Source organism: Micromonospora sp. C28SCA-DRY-2, from assembly GCF_030519475.1.
Classification (GTDB): domain Bacteria; phylum Actinomycetota; class Actinomycetes; order Mycobacteriales; family Micromonosporaceae; genus Micromonospora.
In genome coordinates this window covers 300,822-321,688 of sequence record NZ_JAUMKD010000007.1, presented here as the reverse complement: position 1 = coordinate 321,688, position 20,867 = coordinate 300,822, and the positions used below count along the sequence as shown (strand labels likewise).

8 protein-coding genes and 1 pseudogene are annotated in these 20,867 nt (G+C 76.4%); 5 read left to right on the top strand and 4 right to left on the bottom strand.

Annotation, left to right across the window (positions count from 1 at the left end):
- Window positions 1–333, bottom strand: a pseudogene (locus Q3W71_RS25950) (hypothetical protein); the annotation flags it as partial.
- A 772-nt stretch (window positions 334–1,105) separates the two neighbouring features.
- On the opposite strand from Q3W71_RS25950, the gene Q3W71_RS25945 reads away from it, so the two are divergent.
- Window positions 1,106–1,528, top strand: a complete 423-nt coding sequence (locus tag Q3W71_RS25945; RefSeq protein WP_302922076.1) for an MmcQ/YjbR family DNA-binding protein — start codon at window positions 1,106–1,108, stop codon at window positions 1,526–1,528.
- Window positions 1,529–1,896: 368 nt separating this feature from the next.
- Here the strand turns inward: Q3W71_RS25945 and Q3W71_RS25940 are convergent, their stop codons facing one another.
- From Q3W71_RS25940 to Q3W71_RS25930, 3 genes are all read right to left on the bottom strand, one after another.
- Window positions 1,897–5,133: a hypothetical protein gene (locus tag Q3W71_RS25940; RefSeq protein ID WP_302922075.1), complete on the bottom strand. Its 3,237-nt coding sequence runs from the start codon at window positions 5,131–5,133 to the stop codon at window positions 1,897–1,899.
- Window positions 5,134–5,270: 137 nt separating this feature from the next.
- Window positions 5,271–6,134: a peptidoglycan-binding protein gene (locus Q3W71_RS25935; protein ID WP_302922074.1), complete on the bottom strand. Its 864-nt coding sequence runs from the start codon at window positions 6,132–6,134 to the stop codon at window positions 5,271–5,273.
- 2 nt (window positions 6,135–6,136) lie between these two features.
- Entirely contained in the window at window positions 6,137–6,262 is a 126-nt protein-coding gene (locus Q3W71_RS25930) for a hypothetical protein (protein ID WP_302922073.1), read from the bottom strand.
- A gap of 515 nt (window positions 6,263–6,777) precedes the next feature.
- On the opposite strand from Q3W71_RS25930, the gene Q3W71_RS25925 reads away from it, so the two are divergent.
- The 4 genes from Q3W71_RS25925 to Q3W71_RS25910 are packed head-to-tail and all read left to right on the top strand — an operon-like array spanning window position 6,778 to window position 20,865.
- Window positions 6,778–8,949 (top strand): hypothetical protein, encoded by a 2,172-nt coding sequence (locus Q3W71_RS25925; protein ID WP_302922072.1) that lies wholly within the window; start codon window positions 6,778–6,780, stop codon window positions 8,947–8,949.
- On the top strand, window positions 8,946–18,500 hold the full coding sequence (locus Q3W71_RS25920; RefSeq protein ID WP_302922071.1) for a DUF6603 domain-containing protein: 9,555 nt from the start codon (window positions 8,946–8,948) through the stop codon (window positions 18,498–18,500). Before Q3W71_RS25925 ends, Q3W71_RS25920 begins: the two co-directional genes overlap by 4 nt.
- Window positions 18,500–19,831, top strand: coding sequence for a hypothetical protein (locus Q3W71_RS25915; protein ID WP_302922070.1), 1,332 nt, complete (start codon window positions 18,500–18,502; stop codon window positions 19,829–19,831). The genes Q3W71_RS25920 and Q3W71_RS25915 overlap by 1 nt, the downstream gene beginning before the upstream one ends.
- Window positions 19,828–20,865 (top strand): hypothetical protein, encoded by a 1,038-nt coding sequence (locus Q3W71_RS25910; protein ID WP_302922069.1) that lies wholly within the window; start codon window positions 19,828–19,830, stop codon window positions 20,863–20,865. The genes Q3W71_RS25915 and Q3W71_RS25910 overlap by 4 nt, the downstream gene beginning before the upstream one ends.
- Window positions 20,866–20,867: the final 2 nt, after the last annotated feature.

Genomic DNA, 20,867 nt, shown 5'->3' with positions numbered 1-20,867 from the left:
GCCCAGGTTCTCCAGCTTCGACTCCTGCAGCGCGGTGGCGATGGCCACCACGGCGGCCCGCTTGTCCATGCCGGACTTCTTCGTCGCCGCGATGATCGCCTTCACGTTCGCGGTCTGCTCGTCGTTCAGGTCGATGCGCGACTGCTCGCCCTGCACACCGTGCGGGATCAGCTTCGCCTTGTCCGGCTTGTCGGCCTGCACGGTCACGGCGACCGGCTTGACCGCCTGCACCGGGGCGGCGTCGGCGTGGGCGGTGGCGGGGCCGGCGACGACGCCACCGGCGAACGCCAGACCAGCGATACCCAGAACGCTCTTACGCATGATCGTGTTCATCACAAAGGCTCCTTCGGGGGTCAACGCCACCAGCCCAAGGGGGGACGGGCACAGGGGCGCAAGCACCATCAGGGCGCTCAGAAAGACTTCGGGGGATCCGGCACGCGCGGGGCGGGGGATGCCCTGGTACCGGGATGCCCGGCAGACCTGCGGGACAGGGGGCGTCCCTTCGCGGTGCCGGACTGTGTGTAACGACCACCGGGCCACCATCATTCCGGGGCCCTCAACCCTCACCGACGTGTGCCGGGGCAAGGGCTGCCGCGATCGTTCAGGGGGATGCAACGACCGGCTGCCCGCCATCATTCCGCCAGGCCCGGGGTCTCACGCCGGCCGTGCCAGCGCCGGTGCCCCTTGCTCGATCGTCCGCAAGGTATAACGCCCCCGACCCGGGCCCGATTCCACCACCCGGATGCCACCGGTCACACCCACGAACCGGACAAACAACCCACACCGGCACGACGGCTCATGTGCCAGTCGGCAGCCGCCGGATGATCGACTCCATACCGCCGATATGGGGCCATCCCGACCGGGCTGACACCGCCACATCGGCGAAACGGCGCAGGCCCTCCGGGGCGACACCGCCACATCGGCGAAACAGCGCAGCGCCTCACACACCCCGGCACCCCCATGCGCGGAATGTCTGGATGACCCGACGCGCGCCCGGGACGACTCCGGCCCCGGCTCGTTCATGCGCTGCCGCCTGTACCGGTCATGCGGAGTCATCGAGCCGGGGCGGCCGGAGAGTGTCGGGGGGTCGGGTTAGCGTGCCTACGTGAGTGCTCCCGCCGACGTACCGCCCGAGTTTCTCGACCAGCTCCGGCCGATCTGTCGGCGCCTGCCGGAGACCTACGAGGAACCGGCCTGGGTGGGCATCCGGTGGCGGATCCGCAAGCGGACCTTCGCCCACGTGCTCACCGTCGACCCCGACCACCAGATGGCCTACGCGCGGGCCTTCGCCACCGACCAGCCGACGTGTGTGCTCACGTTCCGGGCGCCGGTCGACGAGGTGCACGCCCTGGTCGCCGGCGGCTTCCCCTTCTACAAGCCCGACTGGGGCGCCGACGTGCTGGGCATGGTCCTCGACGACGGCGTCGACTGGGACGAGGTGGGCGAGCTGCTCACCGAGAGCTACTGCCGGCTCGCCCCGAAGAAGCTGGCCGCGCGGGTGGCCCGCCCCAGCGCGGCGGACCGGTGACGCCGCGCCGACCGGACCGGTGACGCCGCGCCGACCGGGCGGAACGGTGGCCGGGTACCGACGGGGCGGACCGGGCGCGGAGGCCGAAGCCCTCGGCGGCGACCGTCGGGGTGGCTCGTCCGGCCGGGCGAGGCGGTGACGCCGCGTCGACCGCCGCCCCGATCCGCCCGGCGCTGACCGGGCGGCCCGCTCACCACGCCGCCGCCGGAGGAGGGCCGGCGCGGCGGTGACGAGCCGCCCGCCACTCACCGTGGCGGCGCCCGGCGCCCAGCGCGGCACCCGACGCCCAGCGCGGCGGCCGACGTACAGCGCGGCGGCGCCCGACGTACAGCGCGGCGGCCGGCGCTCGTCGCGGCGGCGGCCGACGGTCACCGCTGCGGCACCGGTGCCGGCGGCTGCGGCCCGAAGTGCACCCCGGTGATCTTCCCGCCGGCCGGCAACAGGATCTCCAACATCCGCTGCCGCGCCTCCAGCCCCGGGTCCCGGATGAACCACAGGTGGTAGTGCGCGTTCGCCGGGATGTTCTCGAAGTCGCCCAGCGCGTGCTGCAGGTACAGCTGGGCGGTGGCCCGCTGCTGGCTGGCGGTCTGCACGTGGATGTCGTCGGACTTCAGCTCCAGGAAGCCCGGGACGTCGCCGGTCATCCAGTGGCCGTCGAGGTTGGACCGCCCGGTCAGCCAGACGGTGGTCCGTACGCCCTGGAACCACATGGTCTGCTGCTGGATCGGCAGCGGACCCAGGAAGACGTGCTCGGCGAGCCGGCCCCGCATCCGGTTCGCCACGGCGGTCAGCTCCGGGATGCGGATCTGGCCGTTGACCATCAGGCGCTCGAACGCGTCGATGACGCCGAGCCGGGTCGACGGCGCGTACCGGTCGAACGCGCCGGACTCGGCGACCTCGATGATCTGCCGGCAGTCGGTCATCACGGCGAGCTGCTCCGCCGTCAGGTTGGGGTGGTGCCGGGCGATCTCCACGGCGAGCGCGTGCCAGCTGGGATGGCTGCGGTCGATGCCGAGGTTGCCCGGTGTGACGATGCGGCGGGGCCGCCGCAGCGGCGGGATCAGCGCCAACTCCCGGCGCAGCTTGTCGCCCTTCCGGTCGATCAGCCGCTCGATCAGTGCCGGGCGCTCCGCCTCCGGCGTCTGCTCCAGCAACGCCTCGGCCCGCAGCAGCACGTCGTCGACCCCGACGGTGCCCAGGCCGCGCAGCCGCAGCACCAGCCGCGGGCCCCACCGCCGGCCGAACGCGATCGACGCCGGATGTGACGCCAGGCCGTGCAGCGCCGGGGTCCGGGACTGGATCTTTCCGACGCTGCCCAGGTCCGGGTGCGCGAGCAGGCTCAGGAAGGCCTCCCGACCCTTGCCCGCCTGGGCGAGCATGCCCGCCGCCTTGTCCGGGCTGTAGGCGGCCTGCAGCAGCTCCAGTCCGACGGTGGCGGCGCCGGGCAACACCACCGGCTCGGGCGGCGGCCCGGGACGCCGACCCAGCTCGGGCACGTGGGTCAGCCGCTCCGGGGGTGCCGGTCGCGCCGGCAGGTCCCCCTCGGGCAGCAGGAGCAGCCGCCGGCCGCCGGTGCCCTGGACCAGCACGGCGTCCGGGGTTTCGGTGGGCTTCCGGGTGGCGGGCGGGTAGGCGGTGTCGAGCACCGCCCGGCCGTCCTCGCTGTAGGCCACCAGGCCGGGCAGCAGGCCCTCGAAGGTGGGTACGGCGTCCGGCCAGGTCAGCGTGGCGCTGATGCCCGCCTCGGCCAGCCGTAGCTCGATCTCGCCCTTGGCCGCGGCGAGCCGGAGCTGGGCGGCGTCGCGTTCCGGCCCCGCGGCCATCTCGTCGACGAGCTTGACCAGCCCGTTCCAGGCGTCGGCGGCCCGACCGGCCCAGGCCCGGAACTGCTCCGGGGTGGCGGTGCCGTCCCGTACGGCCGCGAAGTCCGCGGCGACCTGGGCGCGTTCGGCCTCCAACTCCTGCAGCCGCCGCTCGCCGTCCGCGCTGAGCCCGCCGCGGGCGTCGCCGAGCCGGTCGATGAACCTGGTCGCGAGCAGACCGCCGACCATGATCGTGCCGGTGGTGGCGGCCTGCGTCACCGCGGCCACCACGCTGTCCCGCAGGCCGCGCAGCTCACCGGTCTTGACCAGGTGCTGCACCTCGCCGAAGCCGTAGGTGGTGATCTGCTCGACGGCCAGCCGGGCGGCCTGCTCGGCCCGGTCGCCGGAGCGGGCGATGGCCTTGAAGATGTCGCCGGAGCCGAAGAGCACCACCCGGACGACCGCGGTCTGCAACGCCTGCCAGGCGAGATCCTCCTGGAACGACGATCCGGTGATGGACTGCGGCCCGAGCAGCAGCTCCGACCCGTTGCGCGCGACGAGCGTCTCCCACATCAGCCGGGTGGTGACCACGCCGGCCGAGACGACGAGGGAGCCGAAGACGGTGGTGGTGTCGACGACGGCGGCCAGCGCCACACCGGCGGCGGCACCGACCGCGCCGGCGGTGATGGCGGTGGCGACGCCGATCGCCACGGCGGTGGCGACCGCCTTGGCCGTGCGGTGCAGCTCGACGGTGTCGGTGAGCTCCTTGAAGTCCTCCCGGTACTGCGGCCGCCCGGTGACGGTGGCCAGTACGGCGCGGGCCAGCCGCTCGGCGTCCGCCGCCTCGACGTACCTGCCCTGCTTGTGCAGGAGGATGCTCTGCTCGACGTGGGTGAGCGCCGCGGCGAGCTCGACCACGTAACCGTCCGCCCGGTCGGCGGCGTCGCTGGGCAGCAGCGGCTGGTCGGCGAGCCAGGACAGCTGCTCGCGGACGACCAGGATCTGCACCGCCAGGCTGATCGCGCTCAGCCGCTGGCTGAACCGCAGGTACGGCTGCATGTAGTCGTGGAACGGGTAGTCGCGCACGCTCTGCAGCTCGGTCAGCAGCCGCCGCCGCAGGAACCAGTCCTGGCCCGGGTCGGTCATGCCGACGCCGGTCTCGGCGTCCGCGGCGCGCTCCGGCAGCGCGTCGGATTCCCGTTCGGCGCGCAGCGCGACCAGGTCGGCGACCTGGTCGGCCAGCTGCCGGATGGTGCTCTCCAGGCCCTTGCTGTCATGCAGGTAGAGCAGCGGCATCCGGGTCGAGAAGGCGTTCACGAGCCGGTCGCCCTCGTTCTGCTGGGCCTCGATCCGGTACGCCGGCGCCGCGTCGAGCGCCGCCGCGATTGCCACGCAGTACGCCCGCCGGGCCTGGGTCAGCAGCCCGCCCAGCTCGGGCGCGAACGGGGGCAGGTAGCGGTCGGGCCGGTTCAGGTCCGCGAGCTGCCGCAGGGTCGGCCCGAGGGTCACCACCATCACCCAGGCCAGTTCGACGCCGCGTACCCGCCGGGCCAGCGTGGCGGCCGACGGCGCCGGCGCGTCCGCGGGCGGGTTCGCCCAGGCGTACAGCCGCCCGCGCACCGGCCGCAGCTCCAGCGCGTACGGCACCAGCTCGTCCACCGCCGCGTACAGCTCGGTGCGGAGCAGGTGGTGCGGCACCCGGCTGTCCGCGCGCTGGCTGACCGCCACCTGCTCGGGTCGTCGCGTGCCCACGCTGTCGAGGACGGCTTCCCGCACGCCCGGTTCGCTCACGGTCTGGGTCATCAGCTCCCCGCCCCGCCGGCGCGGCGACGCCGCGGCCGGACCTGTCCGATCGTTCGGTGTGCACCCGGCGGTCGTCGGTGTGCCGGCCGGGTTGGCATGGGCGGGTGACCGGGTCGCCGGTCACCCGCCGCGTTGGTTCAATAGGTGACCCGGACGCCCATCTCGGCCCAGGTGAGCCGGCCGACGATGCCGTCGTCGGTGAGCCCCCGCATCCGTTGGTACCAGCGGACCCCCGACTCGGTCCTGGTGTCGAACCGGTCGCCCGGCGGGCCGCAGTGCCGGGTGCCGATGAACCGCTTGACGTACGCCACGTCCTCCCCGGTGCTGCCGGCGCGGATGGTGCGCGAGCCGGGCGCCCGGGTGGGTCCCGGCCTGGGTGCCGGCGGTTTGGTGGCGGCGCGCAGCGCGGCGAGGGTCTTCGGCCCGACCACCGCGTCGACGGCCAGCTTGCGCGACTTCTGGAAGGACCGGACCCAGGTCGCGGTCTTCGGGCCGAACACCCCGTCGGCGGCCAGCCCGGCGCCGAGGCGGTTGGCGAGGGTCTGCAGCTCCCGCACGTCGCTGCCCTTGCAGCCGGCCTTCAGTGTCCGGTCGCCCAGCTTGGCGGCGCGGGCGGTGGCGATGCCCCACGGCCGGAGGCTGTCCTCCAGGGCGCGGGAGTGGCTCACGCTGACGTGCAGGTGCTTGGTGTGCGGGTTGGACCCGGTGTAGCGGGCCGCCCGGAACCCGCGGGTGCGGCTCCAGATGGTCCGGTCGAAGATGACGTACTGGGTGGACGGGTGCGCGATGCACTGCCGGACCACCAGCAGCGGGTCGATCCCGTCGATGTCGAAGTCGGCCGCGTTGACCGAGCGGTCGTCGCCGTCCGGGTTGTGGTCGGACTTGCGGGCCTGGTGCGCCGCGTCGCCGATCCACCCGTCGGAGGCCTTGTCCCGGTGCGGCCAGCGGGTGTTGATCTCCTCCCGCAGTACCCGGAGCGTCGGGGCCAGGTGCACGCCCATCGTCACTCCTCCTCTTCCAGCGCGGCCAGGAGGTCGACGTCGACGTCGTCGCCGATCAGGGCCTCCGGGTCGTCGTCCTCCTCCAGCGTGGCCACCAGGTACTCGACGTCGATGCTGGCGGTCTCCATCAGTGGTCCCCCCTTCCGGTCGTCACCGGCCGACCCGCGGGGCCCGTCGGGCCCGGTCGGGCCCGGGCAGGGCGGACCGCCGTCGGGTGACTGGCGTCGTGGGCACACCTTCGGGACGGCGGTGGCGCATCGGCAAGGGATGAGTCGCCTTTCCGCAGCAGGACTGCCCGACCGGCCGGCGCCGATCGCCGATCGATGGCCCGCCGCTGGCGTTTCCTCCATCCGATCCGGCGTTCGATTGATCGAACAGTCAACACTTGTCCACTGTGACTGGTTGACCCGGTCAACCAGTCGGCCGGCCGGCGCGGCCCAACGGTGGAGCGCCGGTGCCGCTTCGGTCCGTTCCTCCGCCGGCACGGGCCGTAGCGTCCGAAGCGCGACAGAGATTCGCGGTCGATCGTCCGTAGCCTCCCCGCAACTCCCGCGGCGAACCTGTCGGGGAGGGCGGGAAACCGAGGGGGGACAATGGATTCGCGTGAACGCCGGGCCGAGGACGGCCGCCGGGTGGACGAGTGGTGACCGCGGTCGCGGAGGCGGTGGCCACCGCCGGACTGGTCACCGACCACCCCGGCGCCACGCCACCGATGACCTACAACGTGCTGCTGCGGGTACCCGCCGGTTCGGCCGCCGGCACCCCGACCACGGTGGCCGGCACGCTACTGAACACCGTCGGCGGCCGCCGCACGCCGGCGCAGCGGCCCACGCTCTCGCTCTTCCTGGGCCCGGGCGCGACGCTGCGCGGCATCGCGTACTGGCTGCGGAGGACCGTCAAGCCGGCCGGCGCGCCGGACGCCACCCCGTACGACGAGATGCGGCTGGCCCGCGCGCTGTGGGCGTGGAACCGGGACTACCTCGCCGCGCTCGGCGGCCCGGCGGCCTGGCGTACCGGACTGTGGCTGCCGGTGCCGGTGGAGATCGCGGCGGACGGCGCGCAGTGGGTGACCGACTGGGACACCGTCGCCGGCTGGGCCGACGGCCTCCCGACCGGCGTCGGCATCTCGCTGGACCAGCCCGCCCAGCACCTGCCGCTGCCCGACCCGGCCGCGCTGACCCGCGAGGTGGCCGCCGGGCTGGCCGGCCGGGACCTCGACGAGGTGGCCGACGCGGTCGAGCGGGACCTGGTCGGCAACCCGTTCGAGGCGGTGTTCCGGGTCGTCGAGATCCTCCGCCAGATCCGCGCCGCCGACCCGGACGACGCCGTCGAGCTGGCTGCCACCCTCGTCGGCCGGCTGACCGCCGGGGAGCTGGCGACGCTGGCCGGCGTGACCGCCGGGCACGCGCTGCTGCGTCGACTGTGGGCGCTGGTGGGCCCCGCCGACGACGGTGACGCCGAGGACGCCCGGGACGCCCTCGGACCCGCGCTCGGGCTGACCCGCACCGGCTCGGGAGCGTGGCAGCCGCCGGACGTGATCGGCCCGACCGTGGTCCCCGACGAGCTGCCCCCGGTCCCGCCGGCGCCGCCGGTGAAGGGGAAGAAGCCGGCCCCGCAGGGCCTGCGGTCGCCCTGGAAGGACCCCACCGAGAACCCCGGCGGCCGGCACACCATGGTGCTCGGCCGGGACCTCTGCGTCGGCGTCACCGACAGCCACGTCCAGGAGAACAAGACGGTGTGGACCGGCCCGGCCTACGCGGGGCGGTTGGACCCGGCCGCGTTCATCCGGGCGCAGGCCGCCACGATCGGTCTGGACGCGCCGCACGAGCGGGCCCGGCTGCGGATCGTCGAGCTGATCGCCCCGAACGAGGGCCGGCTCGACGGGTCCCGGGGCGCCGACAAGGCCACCCTCTCCACCGGCATCCAGCAGTGGTCGGCGCACGCCAACCCGGAGCTTCCGGTGCTGCTGGCCCGGTTCAAACGGGCCGCGCCCGACCACTACGACCTCTTCTTCGGCATGTACGGACTCGACGTCGAGCCGTGGTGGCGGGGAGCCGACGGCAAGGAGGCCCGGGCCGAGGTCGCCGACCCGGCGCAGGTGCGGGCCGCCAACCCGGAGGCGTTCGCCGCGGACGGGACGCCGCACCAGGGCAAGGACTACGCGCCGCGGTACGCGACGGTGTTCGAGATCCCGCCCGGCGGTGGTCGCCGCCGCCTGCCCGAGCCGCCGGAGGAGCCCGACGCGGTCCTGCCCCGGCACGACTTCTTCGGGGCCACGGCGCAGGGCAGGGTGTTCACCATCGCGCCCGAGTGGTGCGGCCGGGTCCGGCTCGCCGCGTTGTGCTCGGTGCCGTACGACCTGGTGCAGGTGTGGACGGCGGTGTGGCGGTTCGAGCGGCTGGCCCGGCAGCCGCTGGGCAAGGCGAAGCTGCTCGTCCGGGGCCGGCAGTACCGGCTCCGGGACTTCGTCACCTCCGAGTTGGCCGCGGCGCTGGTGATCGACCAGCACATCAACGCGCCGAGCGCGGTGACCACGGCGATCGACCGGGCGATCGCCCGTACCGAGCAGGCGATCGCCCGGATGGCCGAGCCGGTACGGACCGAGCTGCGCCCCTTCGACGAGGGCGCCTCCGGCCCGTTGCGCGCGCCATGGCTGCGGCTGTTCCAGATCAACTACCTGAACGAGCGGAACCTCAACGGCAAGGACGAGCGGGACCTGCGCATCCTGCGCCTGCACGACCAGTTCGACAAGACCAACAACTGGGTCGGGCTCGATCCCGAGCCCGGGAGCTTCGCGGGGTGGGTGGGGCCATGATCAACGTTGACGGTATTCCGGCCGAGGTCGAGGACCTCGGCATCGCACTGGGCCTGCTGGCCCCGGCCGGCGGTGGCGTCCGGCTGGTCGAGGAGTTCTTCGCCGACCCGTGGACCCGGGTCGGCAAGCTGGTCGCCAACGACGTGCAGCGCGCCGCGCTGGTCCGCGCCGTCGAGGGCCTGCTGCCCGCCGCCCGCCCGCGGTTCCCGACCGACCCGGCCAGCCAGCCCGGCCGGGTCGCCCGGCACGTGCCGCTGCTGGAGGAGGGCGGCAAGGGGCAGGTCTACCTGGTCGTCGAACGCACCGGGGTGGCCGCGTCCGCCCCGCTGACCCTGGCGATCGCGGCCGAGGCCGGGCCGGTCGCCGGCGGCCCCGCCGTCACCGCGCGGCTGGACCTGCTGGTGGCCGCCGGCGGTACGGTCAGCGCGGTCGCCGCCAGCCGGAACCACCCGATCCGGCTGCGCGCCCGGGCGCCGCTCGGCGACACCGGAGCCAGTGTCGAGGCCGCCGTCCTGCTGGTCGCGCCGCCGGACGAAGGGTTCAGCCGGGTCACCGTCACCGTGCGCGGTCTGCCCGGCACCACCGAGCCGCTGGTGCTGGACCCGGCCGCCGACAGCTCGCAGCTCGCCCTGCTGGTCACCGCGCTGCTGCGGTACGTGCTGGCCGAGGTCGGCGACGGCGTACCCGCGCCGGTGCACCTGGTCGCGGCGAACCTGCCCGGCCTGCTGGGGCTCACCCCGGGCCTGGTGCCGCTGCCGCTGGGCGACCTCGCCACCGACCCCGCCGCCTTCCGGTCCTGGCTGGCCGCGCTGGTCACCGCCCGTACCCCGGACGGCGCGCCCGGCCTGGTCGGCTGGCTGGACTCGATCGCCGGCCTGCTCGGCGCCGATCCGTCCAAGCGCACCGACCTGCCCACCGAGGCCGACCCGCTGGTCGTCCCGGTGCTCGTCGGCCCGCCGTCGGTGGACCTCACGGTGGCCGTCCGCACCGACCCGGCCACCGGCGCGGCCGCCCTGGTGCTCGGTGCCCGGGTCAGCTACCCCGGCGGCGCGCTCGACGCGGTCGTCCGCGGCGACGCCGTGCTGCTGGTGGTGCCGCTGAGCGGGTCGACGCCGGTCACCCTCTTCGAACGCCTAGACCTGCTGGTCACCGCGCCCGCCAACGGCGGACGGCTCTACCCGGCGGCCGGCGAGCCGGCTGGCGCCGTCCAGGTCGGCGGGCTGCGCGCCGGGCTGCGCTACCGCGCGGCCACCGGCGCGATCACGCCGGTGCTGGAGCTGCGCGACGTCAGCGTCGCGATCGGCGACGACCCGCACCACCTGGACCTGGTCGACCTGACCGACGCCCGGTCGCTGACCTCGGCCGCGCAGTCGCTGCTGGAGGAGGCGATCGAGACCGGGCTCGGCCCGGCCGCCGGCCCGGTGGCGGCGCTGCGGCACCTGCTCGGGCTGGGCACCACCCCCGGCGTGGACCTCGGGCTGCTGACCACCGCGCCGACCCGCGCGCTGGCCGCCTACTACCGGCAGTTGCGCCAGGACCCCGACGGCTGGCCCGGCGTGCTGCGCGAGGTGGCCCGGCTCGCCGGCACCGCCGACGCGGTGGTGACCGGCGCCGGCACGCCGGCCGACCCGTGGCGGGTTCCGGTGGCCGCCCTCGCCGCCCCCGAAGGCGCACCGGTGGCCCTGGAGCTGGTCCTGTGGGACTCCGGCACCGCCGCCGCGCCCGTCGTCGAGCTGGGTCTGGCCCTGCGCGGCGGCGCCCACCTCGACGCCACCCTGCCGTGGCGGGTGGACCTGCGCGCCGCGCTGGCCAGCATCCCGCTCGACGGGGCGACCGGCCCGGCCTGGCTCGGCGGGGTCACCGCCACCGCCGCCTTCGAGCCGCCGGCCCTGGCCGTCGGCGCGCCGGTGCGGGTCTCCACCGACGGGATCCGGGTCGACGTCACGTGGTCGCTCGGGTCGCCGGTGCGGGTGGCCGCGACCGTCGGCGACCTCGCCGTCACCGTCGACGGGGTGGCCCACGTGCTGGGCGACCTCACCCTGCCGCCGGCCGGCCCGATCGATGCGACCCTGCCCGACCTGGGTCTCGGCGTCGACCCGACCGCGCTGTGGGGCGCCGCCCGCGGCCTGCTCGCCCGGGTCGCCGAGTCCTGGGCCGGCCCCACCGCCCGCGACCTGCTGGGGCTGGTCGGCATCGCCGGGCCGGGCACCACCGGTCCGCTGGCCGGCCTGCCACCGCTGCTGCCCCCCGACCCGGCCGACCTGTCGTCGCTGCTGGCCGATCCCGCCGCCGCGGTCCGCCGGTGGCTGGCCGACCTGGCCCGCGACGAGGACGCCCGCACCGCCGACGGGACGCCGTACCTGGTCGTGCTGCTGCGGCTGCTGCAGGCCGCGCTGACCGACCGGTTGCCCGCCCGGCCCGGGCAGGACCTGCCGCAGGTCGACCTGCCGGTGACCGGGGGCGGCACCCCGTCGGCGCCGTGGCGGGTGCCGGTGCACCACACCGGCGAGGACGCGGTCGAGGTGCTCGCCTGGCTGGAACCGCAGGGCCCGCCCGCGCAGTGGGTGATCGCGCCGCTGGCCGACCGGTACGCCGCCGCCGACGACACCGACCCCGAACCGGTCCCGGTCACCGGCGCCGACGTGCTCGCCGCGGCCGAGGTCGTCGGGGCGTACCTGCCCGAGATCGGTGACGTGCTCGACGGCGTGGACGCCGCCCACGCCGCGGCGGCGCTCGGCGCGCTGGCCGGGGTGCTCGCCGACGGCGACGGGCTGGTGCCCGCCGGCACCCCGCTGCCGCCCGAACCCGGCTGGCGCGCCGGCACCCCGGTCGCCGCCACCCACGACACCCTCACCGGCGCCCCGGCGGCGGTGAGCCAGCTCCGCGCGGAGATCACCGCCCGCACCGCGACCGCCGGCGACGACTGGGCGGTGCTGCTGCTCGCGCCTCCGCTGGCCGGCTCGCGGCCGTGGGCCGCGCTGCTCGACGACGTCCCGCCCGAACAGGTCGCCACGGTGGACCTGCGGGTGCCGGGCACCCCGCCGAACCTGGTCGACCTGGGCACGCTGCCGGCCGCCCGCTGGTACGTGGTGGACCTCGCCGACGACGGCACCCTGCCCGCCGCCACCGCGCTCGCCGCGCTGCGGCACGTGCAGGACGCGGTACGGACGGTCCGCCCCGGGGTGCGCACGGTGCTCGTCGGGCACTCGTACCTCGGCCTGGTCGCCCGGCAGCTCGCCGCGGCGGTCCCCGCGCAGGTGCTCGGGCTGGTCACCGTCGGCACCGCGTTCGACGGCGCGCTGCTGCCGCTGGACGCGCCGCAGGTGGCCGACGGGGTGCGGCTGGCCAGCGTGCTGGCCCCCGCCGGCCTGCCGGCCGCGCCGCTGCTCGACGCGGCGCTGGGCCTGCAACGCCGGCTGCTCGACGGGTACGCCGCCGAGCCCGGCGCGCAGGCCCACCCCGCCCCGCTGCCCGCTGCCGCGTTCACCCGCTGGCTCGGCGCGCCGGTCGACCTGGCCGGAGTGCCGGCGCTCGCGCTGCACGGCAGCCTCGACGCCGCCGACGGCAATCCCGACCTGCGGGCGGCGCTGCTGGCCGCGCTCACCACGCACACCGTCGAGGAGGCCGGGCCGGTCGCGGCGCCCAGCCACGCGGTCGCCGCGGTGCGGCTCGCGCTCGACCTGGGCCGCCCGGCGGCCGGGGATCCCGAGGTCGACGTGGACGTCCGCCTCGGGCTCGGCGCGGTGGCGCTGGACCCGGCGGCCCCGGACGAGCTCCCGTCCGCGCAGGTCCGCATCCGGGTCGCCCGCCCCGACGGGTGGCTGCTCGGCGGACCCGGCACGGGCAGCCCGCTGGCCGCCCGGGTGCGGGCCCTCACCGTCCGCGCGACGGTGCGGGCCGGCGTCGCCGCCCCGGTCACCGACGTCGACGTGGTGCTGCACGACGCCGCGCTGCGCGGCGAGGCGGCCGCCGCGGTCGACCTGACCGACCCGCGGGCGCCGGAACTGCTCGACGCCCTGGTGCGGGAACTCGACCGGACCGCCGCCGCCGACGGCCGGCTGGCCCGGCTGCTGAACGACCTCGCCGCCCTCGGCGTGCTGCACCGCGCCGCCCCGGGGCGGCCGGCGGCGGTGCTCGCCGACGCGATCGGCGCGCTGCGTACCGACGCCACCGGGTGGCTGGCGCCGCGACTGCCGGCGCTGGTCGACCGGACCGCCGGGCTGCTCGGCCTGGCCCGCGACACCGGCGCCGCCGCCGGCGGCGGCCCGTGGCGCCGCCGGCTCACCGGGCTGCCGGTGGAGCTGGTGCTGGAGGCCCAGCCGTGGCGCCTCACCGCCCGCACCACCGGCACCGGCCTGCGGCTCGGCCACGGGGTGACGCTGACCGGCGCCACCACCGTCCCGCTGGCCGATCCCCGGCCGCAGGTGCGGGCCGCGCTCGCGGTCGGCGGGGTCACCCTGGCCCGGACCGCCGACGGGGTGTCGCTGGCCGCGTCCTGGCTGCCCGAGCCGGTCACGCTCCGGCCGGCCGCCCCGGACCTGCCCGCCCGGCTCGCCCCGCTACTGCCCCGGCTGCTCGTCGGCGGCGCGCTCGGCGTCCTGCTCGAACAGCTCACCGGCGACGACGTCCGGGTGGCGTCCCTCGACGGGCTGCTCACCGACCCGGCCGGCTGGCTGCGACGCACCTTCGCCGGCACGCCCGGCGCACCGCCGCGGGCCGCGCCACTGGCCGACCTGCTGCGCCTGGCCGCGGCCCCGCTGGGCCTGGCCGCCGACCCGGCGCACGCCCTCACCCTGCCCGGTGGCGTCACCGTCGACCTGCTCGACGTGGGCACCGCCGACGCCCGGGTGCTGCGGCTGCTGGTCGGTACCGACGCGCCGATCGTGCTGTGGGCCGACGACGCCGGCCCGGCCACCCTGGACCTGGCGCTGCGACTGGACGTCGACGGCGCCCGGCAGGTCCGGCCGGGTGGCGAGCTGACCCTGCACCTGCCGCTGCCCGGCGACTGGGGCGCGCTCGACCTGCGGCTGGGCGCCGACGCCGGCGGCCTGTCCGTGGCCGTCACGCCGGCCGCGCTGGGCACCACGGTCACCCTGTTGCCGACCGTCACGGGACTGGACGCGCTGGTCACCGCGGCCGGGCAACGGCTGCTGCCGGAGGTGCTCGACGGGCTCGTCGAGGGACTGCGGGCCCGCCAGCCGCGACCGGCCGTCCTCGACGACGCGCTCGCCATCGCCGAGGCGCTCGGGGTCTACGACCCGACGCAGGCCCCGCACGGCTTCGCCGCACGCGGTAACGCCCTCGCCGACCTGGCCGGGGACCTGGCCGACGGGTCACTCGCCGGGGTCGGCACCGCCGCCGCGTCCGCGGCCGCCGTGCTGCTCCGCCGGCTCCTGGGCCCCGCCCACGTGCCGGCTTCGACCACGCCGGGGGAGGTGGTGGTGGTCGCCAGCGTGCTCGCCGGCACCGTCGAGCTGCGCACCAACCTCGCCACGCCCCGGCCGGCGCTCGCGCTGTCCGTACGCGGCGTCACCGCCGGCGCGATCACCGCCGGCATCGACGTCGGCTACGCCAACTCCACGGTCACCGCGTCGCTGACCGCCCGCGCGCACGTCGACACCGGCCTCGGGGTCGCCCTGCGCGCCGGCCTGGCGATCCAGGCCAGCGCCCAGGGGCTGGCGGTACGGCTCGGACTGCTCGGCACCGACGACACCGGCACCGGGGAACTGACCGTCCAGCTCGCGCCGGTGGTGCGGCTGCCCGGCCCGGCGGAGCTGGCGCAGCTCGCCCAGCGGCTGGTGGTGCCGATGGCCGGCACCCTGGCGCTGCGTGCCGCCGAGCCGTGGCTGCGCAAGCCGCTGTGGTCCGGCGGGCGCACCGCCGCGCAGATCCTCGTCGCCGCGGACGTCGCCGTCGACACCCCGGACGGGATGCGGATGGCGCCCGTCCTGCCCACCCCGGTCGGGGTGCTGCGCGGGGCGCTCGACGCGGTCGCCGGGGTCGACGTGCCGGTGCCGGGTGGGCTGGCCCTCGCCGTGGCCGCCGACGGCCCCCGCTACGGCGTCGTGCTGAAGGGCGCGCTGACCCTGCCCGTCGGCACCACCGCCGTGCAGCTGCGCTTCGGCCTGCCTGACACCGTCGACGCCGGGTGGGGCCCGGCCGGCCGGGGCGTCGGGGTGTTGCTGCTGGACCTCACCGACTCCGCCGCGCCGCGGCTGCGTCCGGTGCTGCGGCTGGGCGGGCTGGGCATCCGGGTGGCCGCGGCTACGTCCGGCAAGGCGCTGGTAGAGACCGGCGGCTTCCGCCTCGGCGCGGCCAGTGCCCACGTCCGCGCCGACCTGGCGCTGACCGGCTCGACGGCGCTCAAGCGGCCGACCGTGGTGGACGGCGCGGTCATGCTCGACGGGCTGGGCTTCCCGATGGCCCCCGGCGGGGGCGGCGGCAACCCGGTCGCGGCCTCGCTGCTGCAGACCGGCGGGGGCGGCGACGCGGCCCCGGCCAACCCGCCGCTGGACGTGCTGGTGGCCCGGGGCGGCGGCAAGTGGCTGGTGCTCTTCGGCGGGAAGGCCGAGGCCCGGTTCGAGATCAACCGCAGCTTCGGTCCGCTGCACATCGCCGAGCTGGCGCTGCTGTACAAGGCGGCCACGTCCGGGCCGGGCAAGGTCGGGGTGGCCGTCGACGGCGGCGTGGCGGTCGCCGGGCTCACCGTCGACGTCGACGACCTGTCGCTGCTGGTGCCACTGCGCAACCCGGCCGACCTGAGCGCCTGGGAGGTGGACCTGGCCGGCCTGTCGGTGTCGTTCACCTCGCCCGGGGTGTCGGTCGCCGGCGGGCTGGTCAAGGTCACCGGCGCCAACGGCGTGCAGTACGACGGCATGCTCTCGGTCGACCTGGCCGGCCGCGGCCTGACCGCGGTGGGCTCGTACGCCCGGCCCCGCGACGACCTCGGCGAGTACACCTCGCTCTTCGTGTTCCTGTCGGCCGGGTTCCCGCTCGGCGGCCCGCCGTACCTGTACGTCCTCGGCCTGGCCGGTGGCGCCGGGTACAACCGCCGGCTGATGGTGCCCCGCGACCCGCAGGGCGTGCCGGCGTTCCCGCTGGTGAAGGCGATCGACGACGGCGGGTTCGGCGGCTCCGGCGGCCCGATGGGGGCGCTGGCCCGGATGTCGAAGGACATCCCGCCGGCCCGGGGCGCGTTCTGGCTCGCCGCCGGGGTGAAGTTCTCCACCTTCCAGCTGCTGCACACCACGGCCCTGGCCTACGTCTCCGCCGACCGGGGGCTGGAGGTCGGCCTGCTCGGCCTGATGCGGATGGCGCTGCCCGACTCGCAGTCGGCGGTGGTGAACCTCGAACTCGCGCTGGCCGCCCGGTACAGCACGGTGGACAAGGTGCTCTCCGTGCGGGCGGCGCTCACCCGCAACTCGTGGCTGCTCAGCCGCGACTGCCAGGTCACCGGCGGGTTCGCCTTCGTGGTCTGGTTCGACCGGCCGGAGGTGCTGCTCTCCATCGGCGGCTACCACCCCCGGTTCACCAAGCCCGCGCACTACCCGGACGTGCCCCGGGTGGGCTTCCACTGGTCGGTCGGCGGCGGCGTGGTGGTCAAGGGCCAGGCGTACTTCACCCTCACCCCGTCGACAGTGATGCTCGGCGGTCGCCTGGAGGCCTCGTACGACCGCTCACCGGTGCGGGTCTGGTTCATCGCCGCGCTCGACGTGTTCCTGCGCTGGGACCCGCTGATGTACGACATCACCGCCAGCGTCAGCGTCGGCGCCCGCTTCACCATCAAGGTGTGCTTCTTCGCCTGCGCCCGGATCAACGTCAGCGTCTCGCTCGGCGCCAAGGTGCGCATCCAGGGCCCGCCGCTGCACGGCACGGTCACCGTCGACCTGGCCATCGCCTCGGTCACCGTCCGGTTCGGCAAGGCGCAGGCGCCGCCGTACCTGACCTGGAAGGAGGTCCGGGTCAAGTACCTCGGCGGCGGCGACGCGAACCGGCCGGCGACCAGCGGCACGGTCACCGCGGGCACGCTGCCGCCGGTGGTGGGCAGCCGCCCGGACGGCACCGCGGAGCGCCCGTGGACGGTGGCGCCGGAGTTCGCGGTCCGGGTCGAGTCGCTGATGCCGCTGTACGGCTGGCGGCTGGCCGGCAGCGGCCGCGCCGACGACCTCACCGGCGGCCGGCAGGTCGACGTGGTCCCGGCCGGCTCGCACATGGCCAAGACCCGCGCGGTCATGGTCGTCACGCTCGAGCAGCGCAGCGGCAGCACCTGGATCCCGGTGTCCACCGCGCAGGTCCAGCGGTTGCGGACGGGCACGGGCAGCACCGGCTTCCCGGCCGCGCTGTGGGACGCCGCCCTCGCCGGCGGGCAGAACGCGACGTCCACCATGGTGCGCGCGCTGTCCTCGGTGGACCTCGCCGCCCCGATCACCGTCTCCGAGGCGACCGGTGTGCTGCCGGACGTAGCCCTGGCCACGATGATCGAGGAGGAGCAGCAGCGGCACCTGCCGCTGTCGGTGCCCGCCGCGGTGGCGCCGGCGCCGTCGGTGCTGCGGCTGCGGCGCACCGCCGACACCACCGCCGCCGAGTCCGCCGGCGTCGTGGCCCCGCGCGCCGCGGCCGCGCCGACCGGACCGCGGCTGCGGGCGACCGTGTCGGCCGACCAGCACCGGGGAGCGGCCCGGGCCGCCGGCCGGGCCGCCCGACCCGACCGGGACGCCGGGACCGCGCTGCCGGTGGGCGGCACCCAGGTCTGGGACACCACGCACGCCGGCGGGCTGCGGCTGCGCCTCGACGAGGGTGCGGCGCCGCTGCGGCTGGTCACCTTCACCGGCACCGGCGCGCCGCTCAGCGACGGTCCGGCCCGGCCGGGCGCCCGGGTGTCGGCCGACGCCGCCCGGGTGGTGGTGACCCCGGCGGCCGGCGTCGCCGCCGGCTGGGCCGCCGACACGCCGCTGGTCCCGGTGACCGAGGGCGTGCTGGTCGCACCGGGCGCCACCGTGCTGCTGCCGCACCCGTGGTACCCGCCGGTGCGCTACCGGCAGGCCGGCGAGCACGTCCCGGTGCCCGCGGCGCTGCTCGCCGCGGCCGTCGACGGGCTGGTCACCAACCTGCCCGCCACCACCCGCGCGGTGGTGGTGTCGCTGGAGCCGGTGTCCGCCGACGCCCGGCTCGACGACGTCCGGATCGACCTGGACGGGGTGCGGGTGAGCAGCCGCGAGGACGCCCCGGACGCCGACCAGCCGCACCGCATCCTGCTCACCGTCGACGCCGAACGGGACGTCGACACGATCTCGGTGCGGGTCGTCGCGGGGAAGGGCTGGCGGGTCTCCGGGGTGATCGGCACCCCGGACTACGCCGTCGACACCCGCCTGACCGCCGCCCGGCGGGAACTGAGGCGGGTCGGCAGGCCGGCGACGATGCCCGCGCGGCCGGGTGCCGCCGCCCGGTCGGCGGCGCGTACCGCGGTCGCCCCGGCGGCCGCGCTCACCGAGCCGGCGGCTCCGGCACCAGCGGCGGCGTTCGTCGCCTTCGACGAGGAAACGGAGGCGTGATGACGGAGACGCCAGTGGCGCCGGGTTCGATCCGGCTGCACGACACGGTGACGCCGACGCTCACCGCCGGCATCTACCGGTTCGTCAGCAAGCTGGAGGTGACCGGCAAGGGCACCGAGGCCGGCCCGCCGCCCGAGCATTTCACCCACGTGCAGGTCGGTGCGCCGCGGCTGACCCTCGACGGCACCGAGGTCACCGGGCACCATCCGCCCCGGGACGCGGTGGGCGCCTTCGGCGACCGGTTGCCGCACGTCGTCCTGGGCCGGCGGGCCCTGCCGTGGGAGCGGCGGTTCACCGACGGCACGCCCTGGCTGGCGTTGCTGGTCGTCCGGGCGGACGAGGCGACCCTGGTCACCGGCACGCTGCGGACGACCATCGGTGAGACGGCGTTCAACCGGCTCAACGCCATCGAGCCGGTCGACCCCAACCGGGCCGTCGTCGGGCTGCGCGCCAAGGACCTGGCCACCTTCCGGGCGCTGCTGCCCAGCCGCGACGACGTCCGGCTGCTCACCCACGTCCGCCAGGTCAACGTCGCCGACACCGCACTGGCCGGCAGCGACGACGACGGCTGGTTCGCCGTGGTCACCGCCAACCGGCTGCCGCTGGGCGGAGCCGCGCCCATCAGGTACACCGCCTGCCTGGTCTCGCTGGAGGCCCGCGACGACGTCTGGACGACCACCCTGACCAGCGTGCCCACGCTGATCGTGCTGGCGTCCTGGCCGTTCGTGACCAGCTCAGCGGGCGGCACCTTCGAACACGTCGCGGCGCACCTCGACCTCGGCGCGTTCGGCGCCCCGCCGGCCGGGCAGCCGCCGCTGGTGGACGCGGACGGGGCGCTCACGCTGGCCGGCACCCGCCGTGACGGCACCCCGACCACCGTGGGCTACCGCCCGCCGCTGCTCGGCGCGGCCCCCGACCCGCTGCCCGCCGGGCCGGACGACGTGACCGGCGACGCCGCGTTCGAGCTGGGCCGGCTGCTCGCCGCCGCCGACGGGCGGTTCATCCGCGAGGTGGTGGCCTGGCACCGTGCCGCCGATGACGCCGCCCGCAGCGACAGCGCGGCGAGCCTCCGCGCGGACAGCGCCCGCGCCTACACCGCCGCCGGCCCCGGGCTGCGCCGCACCGCGGCCGTGGCACCCGCCGAGGCCGACCACTCGGCCGGGGCGGACCTGCGCGCCGCCCCGGCGTCCGCCGACCCGCTCGCCGACCTCGGCGCGACGTTCGCGCGGCGGCTGCTGTCCCGTACCGGCCGCGCCGACCTGTGGCAGACGCACCCGGGTGGCGACAGCGTCATCCCGCGCCAGCTGCGCCCGGAAGGAGAAGACTCGTGACCACCCACCTGTCCACCGGCGGGCGGCTGCTCGCCGAGCGGCTCGGCACGCTGGTCGGCCCGCTGACCGCCCCCGCCGGGCAGCCCGCCCCGGGGGTGCGCGCCCTGCTCGCCGAGCAGCCCGCGGCGCGGACGGTGGCCACGGTCGCCGAGCCGACCGCGGCGGCGACCGCCGGCGCGCCGCCGCTGCCGCCGTACGTCGAGCACCTGCTCGCCCGCTGGAGCCTGCTGCACGACCTGCCGTTCCGCTACCTGGTGCCCGACGCCCGGCTGCTGCCCCCGGAGTCCATCCGGTTCTTCCGGCTGGACGCCGGCTGGCTGGAGCGGCTGCGGGCGGGGGCGCTCGCCGTCGGCGGCGACGGCAGCCGGGAACGCGCCGGGACCCGGACGGTGCTGCCGCAGGTCACCGCCGCGGTCACCGAGCAGTTGCCGCTGGTCCGGGAGGTGCAGCGCACCCGCATGTCGATCCCGGTCGCCGCCGACCTGCTCGCCGAGGCCCGGGCCGCCGGGGAGCTCACCGCGGCGGCCGGGGAGGTCCCGGTCACCGGGTTCCTGCTCCGCTCCGCGCTGGTCAGCGGTTGGCCCGGCATGGAGGTGCGGGCCTGGACCACCGACGACCCGGCAGTCGTACGACCGGGGGTGGACCCGGACGAGCTCGCCCGCACCCGACCCGACCTGGTGGTGGAGCCGCTGCGGCTGGAGCGGCTGTCGCCGTCGGTGCTGGTGGCGTTGTTCCGCGGCGCCCCCCGCCTGGTGTGGCTGGAGGAGCCGCCGCAGAGCGTGCAGTTCGGCCTGGAGGCCGACGGGACGGGCTGGCGGGCGCCGATCCGCACCGGCGCGGGACCCGACCTGGGCAGCGTCGCGGTGCCGATGCGGTCCGGCCCGGTGCCCGGCGTGGTGGACGTCAAAGGTCTGGCCGCCGCCCTGGACCGGGCCCACGGCCTGCCCCAGCCGCGCGGCGGCGCCGCGCTGGCGCTGTCCCTGCTGCAGGCGCCGTCCCGGCAGCGGTTCGGCTCCTCCACCCCACCGTCCTGATC

Excerpts from the sequence above, each read along its gene's own strand:
- Q3W71_RS25920 (WP_302922071.1), top strand. The coding sequence starts at position 8,946 with ATGATCAACGTTGACGGTATTCCGGCCGAGGTCGAGGACCTCGGCATC.
- Q3W71_RS25940 (WP_302922075.1), bottom strand. The coding sequence starts at position 5,133 with ATGACCCAGACCGTGAGCGAACCGGGCGTGCGGGAAGCCGTCCTCGAC.
- Q3W71_RS25930 (WP_302922073.1), bottom strand. The coding sequence starts at position 6,262 with ATGGAGACCGCCAGCATCGACGTCGAGTACCTGGTGGCCACGCTGGAG.
- Q3W71_RS25935 (WP_302922074.1), bottom strand. The coding sequence starts at position 6,134 with ATGGGCGTGCACCTGGCCCCGACGCTCCGGGTACTGCGGGAGGAGATC.
- Q3W71_RS25915 (WP_302922070.1), top strand. The coding sequence starts at position 18,500 with ATGACGGAGACGCCAGTGGCGCCGGGTTCGATCCGGCTGCACGACACG.